Origin of the sequence: Pantoea nemavictus, assembly GCF_037479095.1 — a bacterium.
Lineage (GTDB): Bacteria > Pseudomonadota > Gammaproteobacteria > Enterobacterales > Enterobacteriaceae > Pantoea > Pantoea nemavictus.
Genome location: NZ_JBBGZW010000001.1, coordinates 3,300,176 through 3,315,283 on the forward strand (window position 1 = coordinate 3,300,176; position 15,108 = coordinate 3,315,283).

The 15,108-nt window shown below is 53.6% G+C and carries 16 protein-coding genes; 11 read left to right on the forward strand and 5 right to left on the reverse strand.

Annotation, left to right across the window (positions count from 1 at the left end):
• The first annotated feature begins 93 nt into the window (after nucleotides 1-93).
• The 7 genes from WH298_RS15070 (at nucleotide 94) to WH298_RS15100 (ending at nucleotide 5,995) form a co-directional block, all read left to right on the forward strand.
• A complete protein-coding gene (locus WH298_RS15070; RefSeq protein ID WP_007890733.1) occupies nucleotides 94-678 on the forward strand; it encodes a TerD family protein in 585 nt (194 codons plus the stop codon).
• Entirely contained in the window at nucleotides 678-1,859 is a 1,182-nt protein-coding gene (locus WH298_RS15075) for a TerD family protein (protein ID WP_180823235.1), read from the forward strand. The genes WH298_RS15070 and WH298_RS15075 overlap by 1 nt, the downstream gene beginning before the upstream one ends.
• A 20-nt stretch (nucleotides 1,860-1,879) precedes the next feature.
• Complete coding sequence (locus WH298_RS15080) at nucleotides 1,880-2,335, forward strand: tellurite resistance TerB family protein (RefSeq protein WP_007890731.1); 456 nt, start codon at nucleotides 1,880-1,882, stop codon at nucleotides 2,333-2,335.
• Nucleotides 2,336-2,358: 23 nt separating this feature from the next.
• Complete coding sequence (locus tag WH298_RS15085; RefSeq protein ID WP_180823236.1) at nucleotides 2,359-3,396, forward strand: TerC/Alx family metal homeostasis membrane protein; 1,038 nt, start codon at nucleotides 2,359-2,361, stop codon at nucleotides 3,394-3,396.
• Nucleotides 3,397-3,446: 50 nt separating this feature from the next.
• Entirely contained in the window at nucleotides 3,447-4,025 is a 579-nt protein-coding gene (locus WH298_RS15090; RefSeq protein ID WP_137385348.1) for a TerD family protein, read from the forward strand.
• Nucleotides 4,026-4,094: 69 nt separating this feature from the next.
• On the forward strand, nucleotides 4,095-4,670 hold the full coding sequence (locus tag WH298_RS15095) for a TerD family protein (protein ID WP_049850873.1): 576 nt from the start codon (nucleotides 4,095-4,097) through the stop codon (nucleotides 4,668-4,670).
• Between the two features lie 83 nt (nucleotides 4,671-4,753).
• The gene (locus WH298_RS15100) at nucleotides 4,754-5,995 is read left to right on the forward strand and encodes a vWA domain-containing protein (protein WP_180823237.1); all 1,242 of its coding nucleotides are present in this window, start codon (nucleotides 4,754-4,756) and stop codon (nucleotides 5,993-5,995) included.
• A gap of 18 nt (nucleotides 5,996-6,013) precedes the next feature.
• Here WH298_RS15100 and WH298_RS15105 read toward each other — a convergent pair whose 3' ends face one another.
• Together WH298_RS15105 and WH298_RS15110 are read right to left on the reverse strand one after the other, a co-directional pair.
• Nucleotides 6,014-6,694 carry an HAD family hydrolase gene (locus WH298_RS15105; protein WP_007890726.1) on the reverse strand — a complete coding sequence of 227 codons (681 nt, stop codon included), beginning with the start codon at nucleotides 6,692-6,694 and terminating at the stop codon, nucleotides 6,014-6,016.
• A gap of 111 nt (nucleotides 6,695-6,805) precedes the next feature.
• Nucleotides 6,806-7,930 (reverse strand): AI-2E family transporter, encoded by a 1,125-nt coding sequence (locus tag WH298_RS15110; RefSeq protein WP_007890725.1) that lies wholly within the window; start codon nucleotides 7,928-7,930, stop codon nucleotides 6,806-6,808.
• A 281-nt stretch (nucleotides 7,931-8,211) separates the two neighbouring features.
• Here WH298_RS15110 and WH298_RS15115 point away from each other — a divergent pair, with 281 nt between their 5' ends.
• A complete protein-coding gene (locus WH298_RS15115; protein ID WP_072093389.1) occupies nucleotides 8,212-8,451 on the forward strand; it encodes a DUF1272 domain-containing protein in 240 nt (79 codons plus the stop codon).
• Here the strand turns inward: WH298_RS15115 and WH298_RS15120 are convergent.
• A complete protein-coding gene (locus WH298_RS15120) occupies nucleotides 8,403-8,915 on the reverse strand; it encodes a 2-thiouracil desulfurase family protein (RefSeq protein ID WP_180823238.1) in 513 nt (170 codons plus the stop codon). The two genes, WH298_RS15115 and WH298_RS15120, sit on opposite strands and share 49 nt — an antisense overlap.
• Nucleotides 8,916-9,681: 766 nt before the next feature.
• Between WH298_RS15120 and WH298_RS15125 the strand changes: the two genes are divergently transcribed.
• Both WH298_RS15125 and WH298_RS15130 read left to right on the forward strand, forming a co-directional pair.
• On the forward strand, nucleotides 9,682-10,173 hold the full coding sequence (locus tag WH298_RS15125) for an RcnB family protein (protein ID WP_180823239.1): 492 nt from the start codon (nucleotides 9,682-9,684) through the stop codon (nucleotides 10,171-10,173).
• Between the two features lie 109 nt (nucleotides 10,174-10,282).
• Nucleotides 10,283-11,116 carry a Cof-type HAD-IIB family hydrolase gene (locus WH298_RS15130; protein ID WP_049850878.1) on the forward strand — a complete coding sequence of 278 codons (834 nt, stop codon included), beginning with the start codon at nucleotides 10,283-10,285 and terminating at the stop codon, nucleotides 11,114-11,116.
• Nucleotides 11,117-11,158: 42 nt separating this feature from the next.
• Here the strand turns inward: WH298_RS15130 and WH298_RS15135 are convergent, their stop codons facing one another.
• The gene (locus WH298_RS15135; RefSeq protein ID WP_180823240.1) at nucleotides 11,159-12,469 is read right to left on the reverse strand and encodes an iron-containing alcohol dehydrogenase; all 1,311 of its coding nucleotides are present in this window, start codon (nucleotides 12,467-12,469) and stop codon (nucleotides 11,159-11,161) included.
• Nucleotides 12,470-12,594: 125 nt separating this feature from the next.
• Here WH298_RS15135 and gntT point away from each other — a divergent pair, with 125 nt between their 5' ends.
• The gene (gntT, locus tag WH298_RS15140; protein WP_049850880.1) at nucleotides 12,595-13,911 is read left to right on the forward strand and encodes a gluconate transporter; all 1,317 of its coding nucleotides are present in this window, start codon (nucleotides 12,595-12,597) and stop codon (nucleotides 13,909-13,911) included.
• Between the two features lie 39 nt (nucleotides 13,912-13,950).
• Here the strand turns inward: gntT and WH298_RS15145 are convergent, their stop codons facing one another.
• Nucleotides 13,951-15,033, reverse strand: coding sequence for a malate/lactate/ureidoglycolate dehydrogenase (locus WH298_RS15145; RefSeq protein WP_180823241.1), 1,083 nt, complete (start codon nucleotides 15,031-15,033; stop codon nucleotides 13,951-13,953).
• Nucleotides 15,034-15,108: the final 75 nt, after the last annotated feature.

The window sequence follows — 15,108 nt, forward strand, 5'->3', positions numbered from 1 at the left end:
CCGCTCATCAATATCATCATGATATGATTTTGGCCTCATGGAATTTGAAGCAAATATAAAACCCTTTTCAAACCTGTTTGAAGGAATTATGACATGGTTTCATTAAGCAAGAATCAGACGGTCTCACTCAGCAAACAAACCGCTTCGCTGAATAAACTCCATTTCGGCTTAGGCTGGGATCCAATTAAAAAGAAAGGCTTCATGGGCAAGCTTTTCGGTGGCGGCAGTGATTCAATTGATCTCGATGCCAGCTGCGTATTACTGGATCAAGCCGGTAATGCCATTGATACCATCTGGTTCCGCGCATTAACCTCGAAATGCGGTGCCGTTAAGCACAGCGGCGATAACCGGACCGGCGAAGGTGACGGCGACGATGAAGTGATCAACGTCGAATTATCACGTCTGCCGGCCAACGTTGAGTATCTGGCGTTTACGGTGAACAGCTTCCAGGGCCAGACCTTCAACGAAGTGGAAAATGCTTTCTGCCGCGTCGTCGATCAAAACGGCAAAGAGCTGGCGCGCTATGAACTGACCGAGCAAGGCAGCCATACCGGCATCGTGATTGCTTCCCTGCACCGCAACGGCGGACTGTGGGACTTCACGGCGCATGGCCGCGCGAGCGCAGGTCGTACCATCGACGCGATGCAAAACGACATCGTTGCCGCAGTGGTGCGCTAATGAATATGACGCCGGGGAGCAATGCTCCCGTTCCCGCAAATCTGCTGACGGTGCGCGTGCTGTCTGGCGGCGCCGTTGATGCTTCGGCATTTCGTCTGTTCGCCAGCGGCAAAGTGAATGGCGATGCCGACATGGTGTTCTACGGTCAGCCGGATAACGATGACCGTACCATCAGCCTGAAAAGCGAAGGGCACAATTCTGCCTTTGCTGTCGATCTCAACCGCTTGCGTCCTGAGGTCCAGAAAGTTGCCTTCACCGTCACCTGTGACGGCGGCCCCAACGTGTCGGGTTTGCAACGCCTGGCAATTCAGGTGGAGCAGGGCGGCGAAGTGCTGCTGAACGGCAGCGTGGAGCTGGTGGGACGTCAGGAAGCGGCGTTGATCCTCGGCGAACTTTACCGTCGCAATAATGACTGGAAATTCCGCTTTATTGCACAGGGTTTCAACGGCGGCCTGCAGCCGCTGGCGGAACATTTTGGTGTCGATGTGGCTGAGCCGGCACCAACGCCTGCTCCAGCGCCGCAGGCGGCTCCAGCACCAGCACCAGCACCAACGCCTGCACCGGCAAAAATCAATCTGAGCAAAGTTTCTCTCACCAAAGAGAAACCAGCCATCAGCCTGACCAAGCGCGATAACTTCGGTGAAATCCGCATTAACCTCAACTGGCATCGTGAGACGAACAGCGGTGGCGGCGGATTGCGCTCCTTCTTCGGCGGCAACAAAGGCGTGGATCTCGATCTCGGCGCCTTCGTTGAGCTGCAAGACGGCTCGCGCGGCGTGATTCAGGCACTCGGCGGCAACTTTGGCGCCATGCATGCCAAACCTTTCGTACACTTGCAGGGTGACGATCGTACCGGCGAGGTTACCGATGGTGAATGGCTGCACATTAACGGTCGCGAGTGGAGCCAGATTCGTGAAGTGCTGATTTTTGCCTTCATCTACCAAGGCGCGGCCAGCTGGGACAAAACGGATGGCGTAGTGACGCTGCACATCCCAGACCAGCCACCGATTGAAACGCGTATGACGGAAGGGGAGAACCGCCGCAACATGTGTGCGATTGCTCGCCTCGTCAATGAGAACGGCAGTATCCGCGTCGAGCGTATCAATCAGTTCTTTAACGGGCATTCCGATATGGATAAAGCTTTCGGTTGGGGATTCAACTGGCGAGCCGGTTCCAAATAATTACAGACAGAGGATCTACTATGAGCTTTTTCAACAAGGTCAAAGGGGCATTTAACTCCGGCCGCGATGAGCTGACCAAACAGGTTAGCCGCTTTAAAAATAAGAAATTTATGCAGGGTACAGTCGCAGTCTGCGCGCGCATTGCGGTTGCAGATGGCGGCGTGAGCGCAGAAGAAAAACAGAAGATGATCGGTTTTCTGCGTGCGTCTGAAGAATTGAAAGTTTTTGATACCACGGAAGTGATTGAGTTCTTCAACAAGCTGGTAAGCAGCTTCGATTTCGATCTGGAAATCGGCAAGGGCGAAACCATGAAGTACATCCTGGCATTAAAGGATCAGCCGGAAGCCGCGCAGTTGGCGATCCGTGTAGGTATTGCTGTCGGTAAAAGTGATGGTGATTTTGATGCTGACGAGCAAAAAGCGGTGCGCGAAATCGCCGTGGCTTTGGGCTTCGATCCAGCAATTTTTGGGCTTTAAGTTTCGTCTTTTAAGGGTTAATCATGGTATCTACACACATTGGCTTTCCAGCTGAAACCGTCGCGGTGTTCATCGCGCTGTCAGTAGGGGCTATTTTTATCGACCTGTTTATGCACCGTGGCGACAAGCCAATTTCGCTGAAAAGCGCGGCGTTATGGTCGGTGTTCTGGGTTGCAGTGGCGATGGGTTTCGCCGGCTTCCTCTATATCCATCACGGCGCTGAAGTTGCCAGCCTGTTCGTGACCGGTTACGCGCTGGAGAAAGTTCTTTCCGTCGATAACCTGTTCGTGATGATGGCGATCTTCTCGTGGTTTGCCGTTCCGGACCGCTATCGTCACCGCGTGCTCTACTGGGGCATCATCGGTGCTATCGTCTTCAGGGGCATCTTCGTGGCGATCGGTACTGGCTTGCTGAGCCTCGGTCCGTACGTCGAAATCGTGTTTGCGCTGATCGTAGCGTGGACGGCGGTGATGATGCTGAAAAGCGGCGACGACAGCGACGAGATCGAAGATTACTCGCAGCACCTTGCCTATCGCGGCGTGAAACGCTTCTTCCCGATCTGGCCAAAAATGCGTGGTAACGCCTTCCTGCTTAATCAGAAGGAAGTCGATGAAGAGCTGCAGAAGCCAGAAAACAAAGATGTGATGGTCGGTCGCGGCAAGAAAGCGGCGCTGTATGCCACGCCGTTGATGCTGTGTGTGGCGGTGGTTGAACTCTCTGACGTGATGTTCGCCTTTGACTCGGTGCCGGCGATTATCGCGGTGAGCCGTGAACCGCTGATCGTCTATAGCGCCATGATGTTCGCCATCCTCGGCTTGCGTACTCTGTATTTCGTCCTTGAAGCATTGAAGCAGTATCTGGTTCACCTGGAGAAAGCCGTTATCGTGCTGCTGTTCTTCATCGCGGTGAAACTGGGTCTGAATGCTACCGATCATATCTGGCATCACGGCTACAGCATCTCTGCTAGCGCCAGCCTGTTTGTGGTACTCGGCGTGTTAGCGGTCGGTATTGTGCTCAGCGTGATGTTCCCCGGGAAACCCGAGGAAAAAGAAGAGAGCTGATCTTCAACCAGTGATGAGTCTGAAAAATCATTAACCAAGAGGTAATTACAATGAGCGTTTCTCTTTCTAAAGGCGGTAACGTTTCGCTAAGCAAAGCGGCACCAACCATGAAAAACGTCCTCGTTGGCCTTGGCTGGGATGCACGTTCCACCGATGGTCAGGACTTTGACCTTGATGCGTCAGCGTTCTTGCTGTCCGCCAGCGGCAAAGTGCGCGGCGATGCTGACTTTATTTTCTATAACAACCTGGTCTCTTCTGACGGTTCCGTTTCGCACACCGGTGACAACCGTACCGGTGAAGGCGATGGCGATGATGAATCGCTGAAAATCAAACTGGACCTAATTCCCGCTGACGTCGACAAAATTGTATTTGTGGTCACCATCCACGATGCACAGACCCGTCGTCAGAGCTTTGGCCAGGTTTCAGGCGCGTTTATCCGCCTGGTTAACGATGATGACCGCAGTGAAGTGGCGCGTTACGATTTGACCGAAGATGCGTCAACCGAAACCGCTATGCTGTTTGGCGAGCTGTACCGTAACGGTGCCGAGTGGAAATTCCGCGCGGTTGGCCAGGGTTATGCCGGTGGTTTGGCCTCGGTATGTGCTCAGTACGGTATCAACGCGTCTTAATCGCTGACTTAACTCTCACGGGCAGCCGCGCGCTGCCCGCATCATCCAATTAAAAGCAGGAGCTTTAAAATGGCAGTTTCTCTGGTAAAAGGCGGTAACGTTTCCCTGACTAAAGAAGCACCAACCATGAATGTTGCCATGGCGGGTCTGGGTTGGGATGCACGTGTAACCGATGGTCAGGACTTTGACCTTGATGCTTCAGTGTTTATGGTTGGCGACGACGGTAAAGTGCTGAGCGACAGCGGCTTTATCTTCTTCAACAATAAGCTGAGCGCTTGTGGTTCCGTTGAGCATCAGGGCGATAACCGCACCGGTGCCGGCGATGGCGATGACGAGCAGGTGAAAATTACCCTGTCTCAAGTGCCGGCTGATGTGAAGAAGCTGGTGTTTGCGGTCACCATTTATGATGCAGAAGCGCGTAAGCAGAACTTCGGCATGGTGAGCAACAGCTTTATGCGTATCTTCAACAATGATAACGGCGCCGAAATCGCCCGTTTTGACCTGTCTGAAGATGCTTCGACCGAAACCGCGATGGTGTTTGGCGAGCTGTATCGCAACGGCACTGAATGGAAATTCAAAGCCGTTGGTCAAGGCTTCGCAGGCGGCCTGGCAGCGCTGGCTTCGCAGCACGGCGTGAGCGTCTGATTTAAAATAGTGTTATTAAAGCCCCGGCTGGTCCGGGGCTTTTTACTATCTAAAGGATGCATCCTTAACAGGAGGTTAAAAGTATGATGTTACAACCGGGCCAGAATCTCCCGCTGCAAAGCATGCAGCTGACGCTTCGCCTGCACTATGCCGCCACATCCACCTTCAGCGGTGATGTGGATTGCAGCGTTTTCCTGCTTAATGCCAACGGAAAAGTGCGGGGTGATGACGACTTCATCTTCTTCAATCAGCCCGCGACAGCCAATCGCAGCGTGGTGATGCAAAACACGCCGCAGGGCAGCAGCCTCACGTTGGATCTGAATAAAATCGCTGCAGACGTAAGCAAGATTGCCATCACCTTAGTGATTGACGGCAATGAGACGCTGACCGCGCTCAACACGTTGACTCTGACAGCAGAAAATATTGCTCACTTCAGCCCGGAAACGCAGGGGCGCAGCGAGAAAGCGCTGATCCTGGCAGAAGTTTATCGTCACAACGGCGGCTGGAAACTGCGAGCATTAGGGCAGGGATTCAACGGTGGACTTGAACCTCTGGCACGCAATTATGGCGTCGATATCGCGCAACCCACGGCGCAACCCGCCGCGCCAACGGTGGTTAGCCTGGAGAAAAAACTGCAGGAGAAAGCGCCGCGGTTAGTGAGCCTGGCAAAAAAAGCCACCGTTAGTCTGAGCAAATATCAGCTGCAGACGGTAAAAGCGAGAGTGGCGTTTGTGCTGGATGCTTCAGGATCGATGAAAGGGCAGTTTAGTAAGGGCAACGTGCAGGCGGTACTGGATCGCATTGCAGTGCTGGCGGCGCAGTTTGATGATGACGGTTCGATGGATGTCTGGGGCTTTGGTCAGCAACACGCAAAATATCCCGATGTCACGCTGGACAATCTTGATGGCTATATCGCTATGATTCAGCGTGGTGGCAAGCAGTCAGCGTGGGAGATTTTACCCGGACTGGGCGGCACCAATAACGAGCCGCCGGTAATGGAAGAGTTGATTGATACCTTCCGCCACAGTGATTTACCGGTATACGTAGTGTTTATTACCGATGGCGGCATCAGCAAAACGCGCGCCATTAAAGAGGCGATTCGCCGCTCGGCAAACTATCCGATCTTCTGGAAGTTCGTCGGGCTTGGCGGCAGTAACTACGGTATTCTGCAGGATCTGGATAACTTCAACGATCGCCGCATCGACAATACCCATTTCTTTGCCATCGATAACTTCGCCAGTCTGGCTGAGGATCGTTTGTATGATTTGCTGTTGGAGGAGTTTAAACCCTGGCTGGATGCGGCAAAGGCTGACCGGATTTACTGATCAGCCGATATAGCGCTGCTAAGGATCAAGACGCAACATGCGCAGTTTTTCCATCGGCACGCGGCGTTTTTTCCACGTTGGATGGAAATGACGCCAGTGCGGGTCCTGCGCGGCGGCCAGTAATTCAAAATCACCGCGCGTATCGCCCCAGGCGCGCAGGTGATAGTTATGCAGCGGGCCGTAGACGCTTTCCAGTCGCTTGACCTTTTGCCCGCAGCGGCAGTTGTGACCGGTAATCTTGCCAGTGAGAATGCCGTCCACCACCTCTAATTGGGTGCCGATCAGATTGATGCCCAAACGCTCAGCAAACGGCTCTAACACCATCGCAGGCGAGGCGGAACAGATGGTCACTTGCGCGCTGGAGTTCACCTCAGCAGCCACCGCCAACAGGCCTGCCGGGCGCATCAACTTGTTCCAGTTTGCCGCGCAGAATAGCTGCGCCTGCTGACGAATCCACTTCTCCTCGACGCCGGTCAAAAACGTTTTAATCAGCACTTCTTTCAGCTCATCACGCGTCAGCTTTTTCCGCATGCAGTGCAGCGTGGGCAGCGCTAACCTGGCAATTTTGCGCGCAAAAGCGCGTTTGCCAAAACTGAAGCGCAGAAACGGGATGAAGCTATCGTGAATAGTCAACGTGCCGTCAAAATCAAACACTGACAGCACCTGATTTTCACGCGCTAAGGAGGATTCCATGGACATGTTGTTCTCTTTTCGTGCAAGCCGTAATGAATGCAACGATGATAGCAAATGGTGAGACGATATTCTCATGCAGGATTGCGGCTACCGATAAACGGTAGCCGTTTGAAATGCTTACTCGTGAATCTTTCCCTCTTCCTCGCGGGTTTTACCTTCCTCGATAAACTCTTCGTCGATCTCTTCTGAGTTCTCACGGTTATCGCGACCGGAGAGCAGATTCCAGCAGGCAATAAACAGCGCGGCAATGAGCGGTCCAATCACAAAACCGTTGATGCCGTACACTTCCATGCCGCCCAGCGTTGAGATCAAAATCAGGTAGTCAGGCATTTTGGTGTCTTTACCCACCAGCAGCGGACGCAGGATGTTATCCACCAGACCCACCACCACCACGAAGAAACCAATCAGGAACAGGGCTTTCCAGATGGCGCTGGTGGCGAAGAAGAAGATGGTCGCTGGCACCCAAACAATCGCCGAGCCCACCGCTGGAATCAGCGACAGGAACGCCATCAAGGTGCCCCATAACAAGCTGCCATCAATGCCGGTGATCCAGAAGGCGATGCCGCCAAGCACCCCTTGCACCACTGCAACCACCACCGTGCCTTTTACTGTGGCACGCGATACCGCCGCAAACTTCATCATCAAATGATGTTTAACGTAGGTTGAAAGCGGCAGCGCTTCCAGCATCAGATTGACCAGCCAGGCACCGTCTTTCAACAGGAAGAACAGCAGGTAAAGCATCACGCCAAAACCAACGGTAAAGGTGAAGGTGCCTTTCCCGATCAGGAACACGCTGCCGGCCATGTACTGGCCGCCTTTCAGCGCAAAGCCAGAAAGCTTTTGCTGAATCTCTTGTGCGTTGTTCAGGTTGTTTTCGGCGAGATAGTTGCGCGCCCAGGAAGGCAGATGCTGCAGCAAATCAGCAAACACCGCCGGGAACTGTGCGGAGTTGTTTTGCAGCTTGGTGTACACCGTGTTGACTTCAACCACCATCGAAGAGGTGATCAGCGCCAGCGGGGTGAATACAATCAGGCAGATAATCAATAAAGTCGCAAACGACGCCAGGCCGTTACGATCGCCCATTTTGCGGCGCAGCAGCGACTTTAAGGGATGGAAGATCACCGCCAGAATCGCGGCCCAGAAAATGGCAGAGAAATAAGGTGTCAGCACATCAAAAAAGGCGAAGGTAACGATCGCCAAAATAACGATAAAAAAGCCTAAATTAAGTCCTTTAATACGCATTACATAGTCTCGTCAGTAGATATCGCGACTGAACTATAGAACGCCTGACAGGGATTGTAATGTTTTTAGCAAAGATGGTTCGCTTATAGCCGTCATCAATCAATCTGTAGGGGTGTGGGTTCGCAAGTCAAACGCTCGCGATTCATACACTTGCCGTCTTTTTACTTTACATGGCCTCAAACACACTCTGTCCCAATTTGTCCGCTTGATGTCTGATCATTGGCTGGTGCAGCGTCACGATTACGGTAATGATGGTGGCTGTAAATCTCAGGAGGAAAATCATGCTGGAACTACGTCCCAACTGCGAATGCTGCGACAAAGATTTGCCGCCGGAGTCGCCCGATGCGCGCATTTGCTCATTCGAATGCACCTTCTGTGTCACCTGTGCGGAAGGCTCGCTGGCGCAGCGCTGTCCGAACTGCAGCGGTGAACTGGTGCGACGACCGATTCGACCGGTGGCGGCGTTAGCGCGTCATCCCGCATCAACCACGCGACATTTATCCGCTTCCGCCACACGTTGAATCAACGCGGTCAGCTGTGATTCGGCAAACACTTCGATGCCGTGCTGCAGGAGCAATGCGGCAGCAACGCCTCGACCGGATTGCCGTTGGCCGCTAAAACTGCCGTTATAAACCTGCTGACTGCCGCAGGTTGGGCTGCCATCGGTGAGCAGAGCAAAACGGCAGTGTGCCTCTTGCGCCGCGCGCAGCGCTAACCATGCGGCTAATACGTAATGCTGCGTGACATCCCGGCCATCGGATTCAATGATGCGCGCCGCGCCGGTAAGCACCTGTTCTGCGCTGCCACCGGCAATCTCGGCCGGTAAACGTGGCGTGTGTAAACCGGCCGCCAACTCCGGACAGTGAATTACCAGCCGCTGTTCGCTGCGCCAGCGCGCTAACGTTGCTGATACCAGCGCTTTATCGCTGGCGTTATAGCGCACTGCATACCCCATAAGACAGGCGCTAACTAATATTTTTTCCATGTAAACGTTTTCCTTAAATAACGGCGCTGGCAAAACCGTGGTATTAAAGCGTTACGTAACAAACGTAATATTGAGCGCAGTATTAATCACTGTCATGTATTAATGGGGCGCGCAGGTGATGTTATCGTATTAATAGCGGGGGGAATGGTGAATAACGCTGAACTCTGATCGGTAAATCAACGTTTTTAATATGAGTATTCTGTTCATTTTATTGATAATTATGATTTTTATTGATTGGGGTGATGGTTTCGGTGTCATCTTTATAGCCCGATTTTTTATCTGCATTGCGTTCTGGTCAGAGCACAGACCTTATTTATATTGAAACAACGTTGCGAAAAATTTTATTTTTTCCTGACGATTAATTTTTGCGTATTTTTCTGAAAAACAGCGCTTTTCCAAAGAAATTTTCACATTTAAATGGTATTGTTTATCGGCAATGCTAGTGATGTGGCGTTGTGTGCTTCAGTTTTACCCTCAACGTTGTAGGGTTTACCCTCTTGATGTTATTTATGGAAATTGAATTATCCTCCCGATCCTGGCGATCGGGTTTTTCTTTTATTTCCTGGCCTGCCACCAATAAACGCTGTCACGTGCCTTCGATCCCGTTAATGTCAGAAAATACACAATCGTTAAGAAAGTGATAATTTGGCGTAATTTCCTGTAAGTATCGGGTTTTTAAGAGTTTTGGAAATGCTTTTCTGTCTCCATTTAATCAATAGTAATGCTCAACGGCAGCGCAACCGCCGTTATCATTGGAGGCAACATCATGAAAAAAACAACGCTCACTCTTATTGCGTCACTTATTGCATGCAGCACACTGTTTTCAAGCACCTCGTGGGCGGATGGCCCGGGGGATCAGCGCTGGCAGTCGCACGGCGGCGATCAGCATCAGAATCATGGACGCGGCCCGGATCATGGCGGTGACCGTGGACCGGATCGCGGCAATAATCACGACCGCGGCGACCGTCACGATCGCGGACCTGGCCCGGATCGTCACGACCGTTATGCCGACCACCGTATGCCGGAAGGGCATCACGGCGGCGATCGTTTCGCCTGGGGCGGCCATGATTTCCGCCGCGGCTATCCGGCACCGCCGGAGTTTCGTGGCTCGCACTATCGCGTAGATGACTGGCGCGATCGCGGTTTATATGAACCACCACGTGGTGAGCATTGGGCCAACATTGACGGTAATTATGTGCTGGTGGCCGCAGCAACCGGTATCGTCACGGCGATTCTGCTCAACGGCGGCTTTAACTAATTTCCCCTCACGGATGGCAGCGGCCATCCGTGTTTCTCTCCGCTTTATCCGCTCACCAGGTTATCCTCTCTACGACCCGTTTTTCCTTTCAATACGTTAAGGAGTGATGATGACCGTGGTAAAAATGGTGGCGGTGGATAAAGACGGCACCTTCCTCGACGACAAAAAACAGTTCAATCGCGCGCGTTTTCACGCCTGCTATCAGCAAATGAAACAGCGTGGCATCAAATTTGTGGTAGCCAGTGGTAACCAATATTACCAACTCAAATCCTTCTTCCCCGATATCGCCAGTGAGATTGCCTTCGTGGCGGAAAATGGCGCATGGATTATTGATCGCGATGAAGAGTTGTTCTGTGGTTCGTTCTCACGCCAGGACATTGATGCGGTGCTGGATACGTTACACAACGGCAATTATCCCGAGTTGCGCTACATTCTGTGCGGACGCGAAAGTGCCTACTACTTCGAAGGCCTCGATGAAAAATGGCTGGTGAAGATGCGTCACTATTGCCATCGCCTGAAGGCTATCCGCAGCCTGGATGAGGTGGCAGACGATAAGCTGTTTAAGTTCGCGCTGAATCTGTCGGATGATTATGTTGAACCGCTGATGGCGGACATCGAACGGCTGCATCACGGCGCCGCAGCGGCAACCTCCAGCGGTCACGGTTCAGTGGATTTGATTGTGCCGGGCAACCATAAAGGTCACGGCCTCGACCTGCTGGGCCAACGCTGGGGCATCGATCGCAGTGAAATTTTGGTGTTTGGCGACGGCGGAAACGATCTCGAAATGCTGCAGCAGTCCGGCTTTAGTTTTGCCATGGCCAACGCGCCGCAAAAGGTGAAAGACGCCGCGCGCTTTGCAGCGCCCAGCAACAATGAAGAGGGCGTGTTACAGGTGATTGAGCAGATGCTGGCCGGTAAACCGCCGTTTAATATCTCAGCGTAGCGGCTTATCGCGCAGCGGGCGGCTTAGGCTTCCCGCTCACACTTAGACGATGCGCCAGGCGGCGGTGATCATCTCCGTTAACGTTGGTGCGTCGTAGCTAACCCAACCGTTTTTGCTGTTGGCGCGTGCGACAATCCAGTCAACGTCGGTGGCTGACAGCGTGGGACCGTCCAGCCAGAAGGGCGTAATTGCGTGCTGCTGGATCCACGCTTTCAGCGCTAAGGCTGGCGGGGCGGGATCGTCCGGCAGCAGCTGTTGACCAAGTTGCGCCATCAAACGTTGCTGCTCGGCATGTTCGGTTTCTGCCAGCACATCGAGGAACGGGAACAGCAAACGGCCACACACTTCACCGTGATGGAACGGTTTGATAGCCCCCAGCTCGCCGGCAATTCCGTGGATCACGCCTAATCCGGCGCTGCTTAGACATACACCGCCTAACCAGGATGCCATCATCATCGCTTCGCGCGCGGCATCACCACGCCCATCTTCACGATTTAAATCCGGCCACGCTTTGAAGAACAGCTGCAGACCGTTGAGGGCGGTTTGCTGAGTGAACAGGTTGCCTTTGCGCGACAGGTAAGCTTCGAATAAGTGGGTGAAGGCATCGATCGCGCAGGTTGCCAGCACGCTGTCCGGCGCGCCTTTCAGCAGGTCGGGATCGAGAATCGCCACCTGCGGCACAAATACCGGATGGCGCAGCGAAGCTTTGACCTGAATGTGTTGCTGATCGGTCACCACCGCGTTTTGCGTGGCTTCGCTACCGGTGCCTGCCGTGGTGGGGATGGCAATCAGCGGCAGGGTCACGGCTTGTACCGGCGTATCGCCCACTTTCTCCAGATAGCGGGCGGTGCTGAGTGGATGCTGCATCATGGCGCTGAAAGCTTTGGCGGCATCCAATACGCTGCCGCCGCCAATCGCTACCACACGATCAACATGGCCGCGCCAGCGCCGCACCCAGCCATCGATCTCATCCGGCGAGGCTTCATGGCTGACGATCTCATAACCGATGATCTGATCGTTGAGCGCGTTCCCTAAACGCGCCCAGGCAGGACCATTTAGAAATGAGCGGCCACAAAACAGTAGCGTCGGCTGGGTATTGGCCGCCAGCAGCGGAATTAACTGGTCAATACTGCCGCGACCAAACAGGGTTTGTTGATTACTGTACAACTCGATCAGATTCTCACTCACCTGCACATCCTTCTTGTTTGGCGTAAAGACCTTAGTGTAACCAAAAGCCGTGACACTCCCGCTGCAAACATTCTGATAACCCGCAGGCAAAAAGTTGATCACCTTCGCAAAACAGAAATTCCGCCGCTGCCCCAGGTGCTTTATGCCCAATGTTACCCTTAACATGATACCCGTAACATCGTCGGAAAGGGGAGGTTCCTGTTCCGCATGCTGCTGAATCTTATGTCCTCTGGGATAACCATAACAAACCGCTGCCGGTATCTCACCGCGCGCAAAAGTGGAGAAAAATTATGCCATTACTCTATGTGGCGATTGGCGTAGCGTTACTGCTGCTGCTGATGATCCGTTTCAAACTGAACGGATTTATTGCGCTGATTCTGGTAGCGCTGGCCGTGGGCGTGATGCAGGGCATGCCGGTCAATAAAGTTATCATCTCGATTAAAACCGGTGTTGGCGGCACGCTGGGCAGCCTCGCGCTGATCATGGGTTTCGGCGCGATGCTGGGTAAATTGCTGGCGGATTGTGGCGGGGCGCAGCGTATTGCTACCACGCTGATCGCGAAATTTGGCGAGAAGCATATTCAGTGGGCGCTGGTATTGACCGGTTTCACCGTGGGCTTTGCGCTGTTCTATGAAGTGGGCTTTGTCCTGATGCTGCCGCTGGTATTCAGTATCGCCGCTTCCGCACGGGTGCCACTGCTGTACGTTGGTGTGCCCATGGCCGCCGCGCTTTCGGTAACGCACGGTTTTCTGCCACCGCATCCGGGCCCAACGGCGATTGCCACCTTGTTCAACGCTGATATGGGTAAAACGCTGCTGTACGGTACGCTGCTGGGCATTCCCACGGTTATTCTCGCTGGTCCGGTTTATGCGCGTTTCCTGAAGAGCATCGATAAGCCGATCCCGGAAGGCTTGTGGAATCCAAAAACCTTTACTGAAGCAGAGATGCCGGGCTTTGGCGTTAGCGTCTGGACCGCATTAGTGCCGGTAGTGCTGATGGCGTTACGCGCGGTGGCAGAGATGCTGCTGCCGAAAGGTCACGTGCTGCTGCCATACGCGGAGTTCTTTGGTGATCCGATCATGGCCACCCTGATTGCGGTGCTGATTGCTATCTTCACGTTCGGGTTGAACCGTGGACGCAGCATGGATGAGGTGATGGGCACCATTACCGATTCGATTAAAATCATCGCGATGATGCTGCTGATCATTGGCGGCGGCGGGGCGTTTAAGCAGGTGCTGGTGGACAGCGGCGTCGACAAATATATCGCTAATATGATGCATGAAACCAACCTTTCACCGATCTTCATGGCGTGGTCGATTGCTGCCGTGCTGCGTATTGCGTTGGGTTCGGCCACCGTGGCAGCGATTACCGCAGGCGGGATCGTTGCACCGTTGATCGTTACCAGCGGTGCCAGCCCCGAGTTGATGGTGATTGCGGTGGGTTCCGGCAGCGTGATTTTCTCTCACGTTAACGACCCGGGCTTCTGGTTGTTTAAGGAGTATTTCAACCTGACTATCGGCGAAACCTTCCGCTCGTGGTCCGCACTGGAAACCATCATTTCAGTGTGCGGGCTGGTGGGGTGTTTGCTGCTCGCCAGCGTTATCTAAATCTTAAGGCTGAGGCGCTCTGCCTCAGCCGTTTGCGGTTTACTGCGTTAGCGCGCGGAACGCCGCAAGTTCTTCGGGCGGCATGCCTGCTTGCCGCGCTGCCTGGCAAATTTGCTCCCAGCTGTTGCTATCCAGTGGAATGCCGTCGCGGCCGCGCGTCACTCTGTTTTGCTCTTCCCACTCGCCCGGTACCTGAATGGGAGCAGCGCCGCTTTGCGGTGACTGTTTCACCCAATCAAGGAATGATTCCGCTTCTTCCTGCATCGCCGGCGCGTCAAAAGCATCCGGATTAACAATGATGGTGGTCATGCAGTTAAAAATGGCATCGTGGCTGGTAACCCGCGTTGCATCGTGCGTGGTGCGGCCGCCAGACAGCGCTCCGCCAAGAATTTCGCATAGAGTTGCCAGCGCATAGCCTTTGTGCAGCCCAAATGGCATCAGCGAACCGTACGGTTCCTGATGCATCACGCCGGGTTCGGTAGTGGGTTGGCCCTGATGATCGATGAGATAACCTGGCGCAACCTGCTGTTGTTTGTTCCACGCCACCCGCGTTTTACCGAAGGCGATACCGCTGGTGGCGAAATCCAGCAGCAGCGGTGTGGCATTACGACGTGGGAAAATGGCACAGAAAGGATTGGTGCCAAAACGGCGATCGCTGCCGTTAAACGGTGCCACCATCGGATCGCCCATAACGTTGACGAAGTGAAAAGAGACAAAACCGGCTGCGGCACACTGTTCCGCCCAATGACCGATGCGGCCAATATGGTGGGAATGGTGTAACCCCACCGCTGCAATACCTAACTTAGCGGCTCGTTCGATGCCGAGCTGCATCGCCTCAAAGGCCGCAACCTGGCCAAAACCGTTATGACCGTGCAGCGTTAATACGGCGCCGGCATCTTTTTCGAGGGTGGCATGTTGATTAAGCTGCAGAAAACCTTGTGCCAGTGAATTCATATAGCTGGGAATCATGCCGACGCCGTGTGAATCATGGCCAGCCAGGTTTGCGGCAACTAAGTGATCAGCAACCAATTGCGCTTCTTCCGCGCTGCTGCCTGCATGGAGCCAAATGGCCTGGACAAACTGATGAAGGTGGGAAGGGGGAATACGATGCTGGCTACTCACGCGGTCAATCTCCTTATCATGGTCAATAGCGCATCCTGCGACGAAAACAGTGATAACCGCAAGTCAGCAATGCTT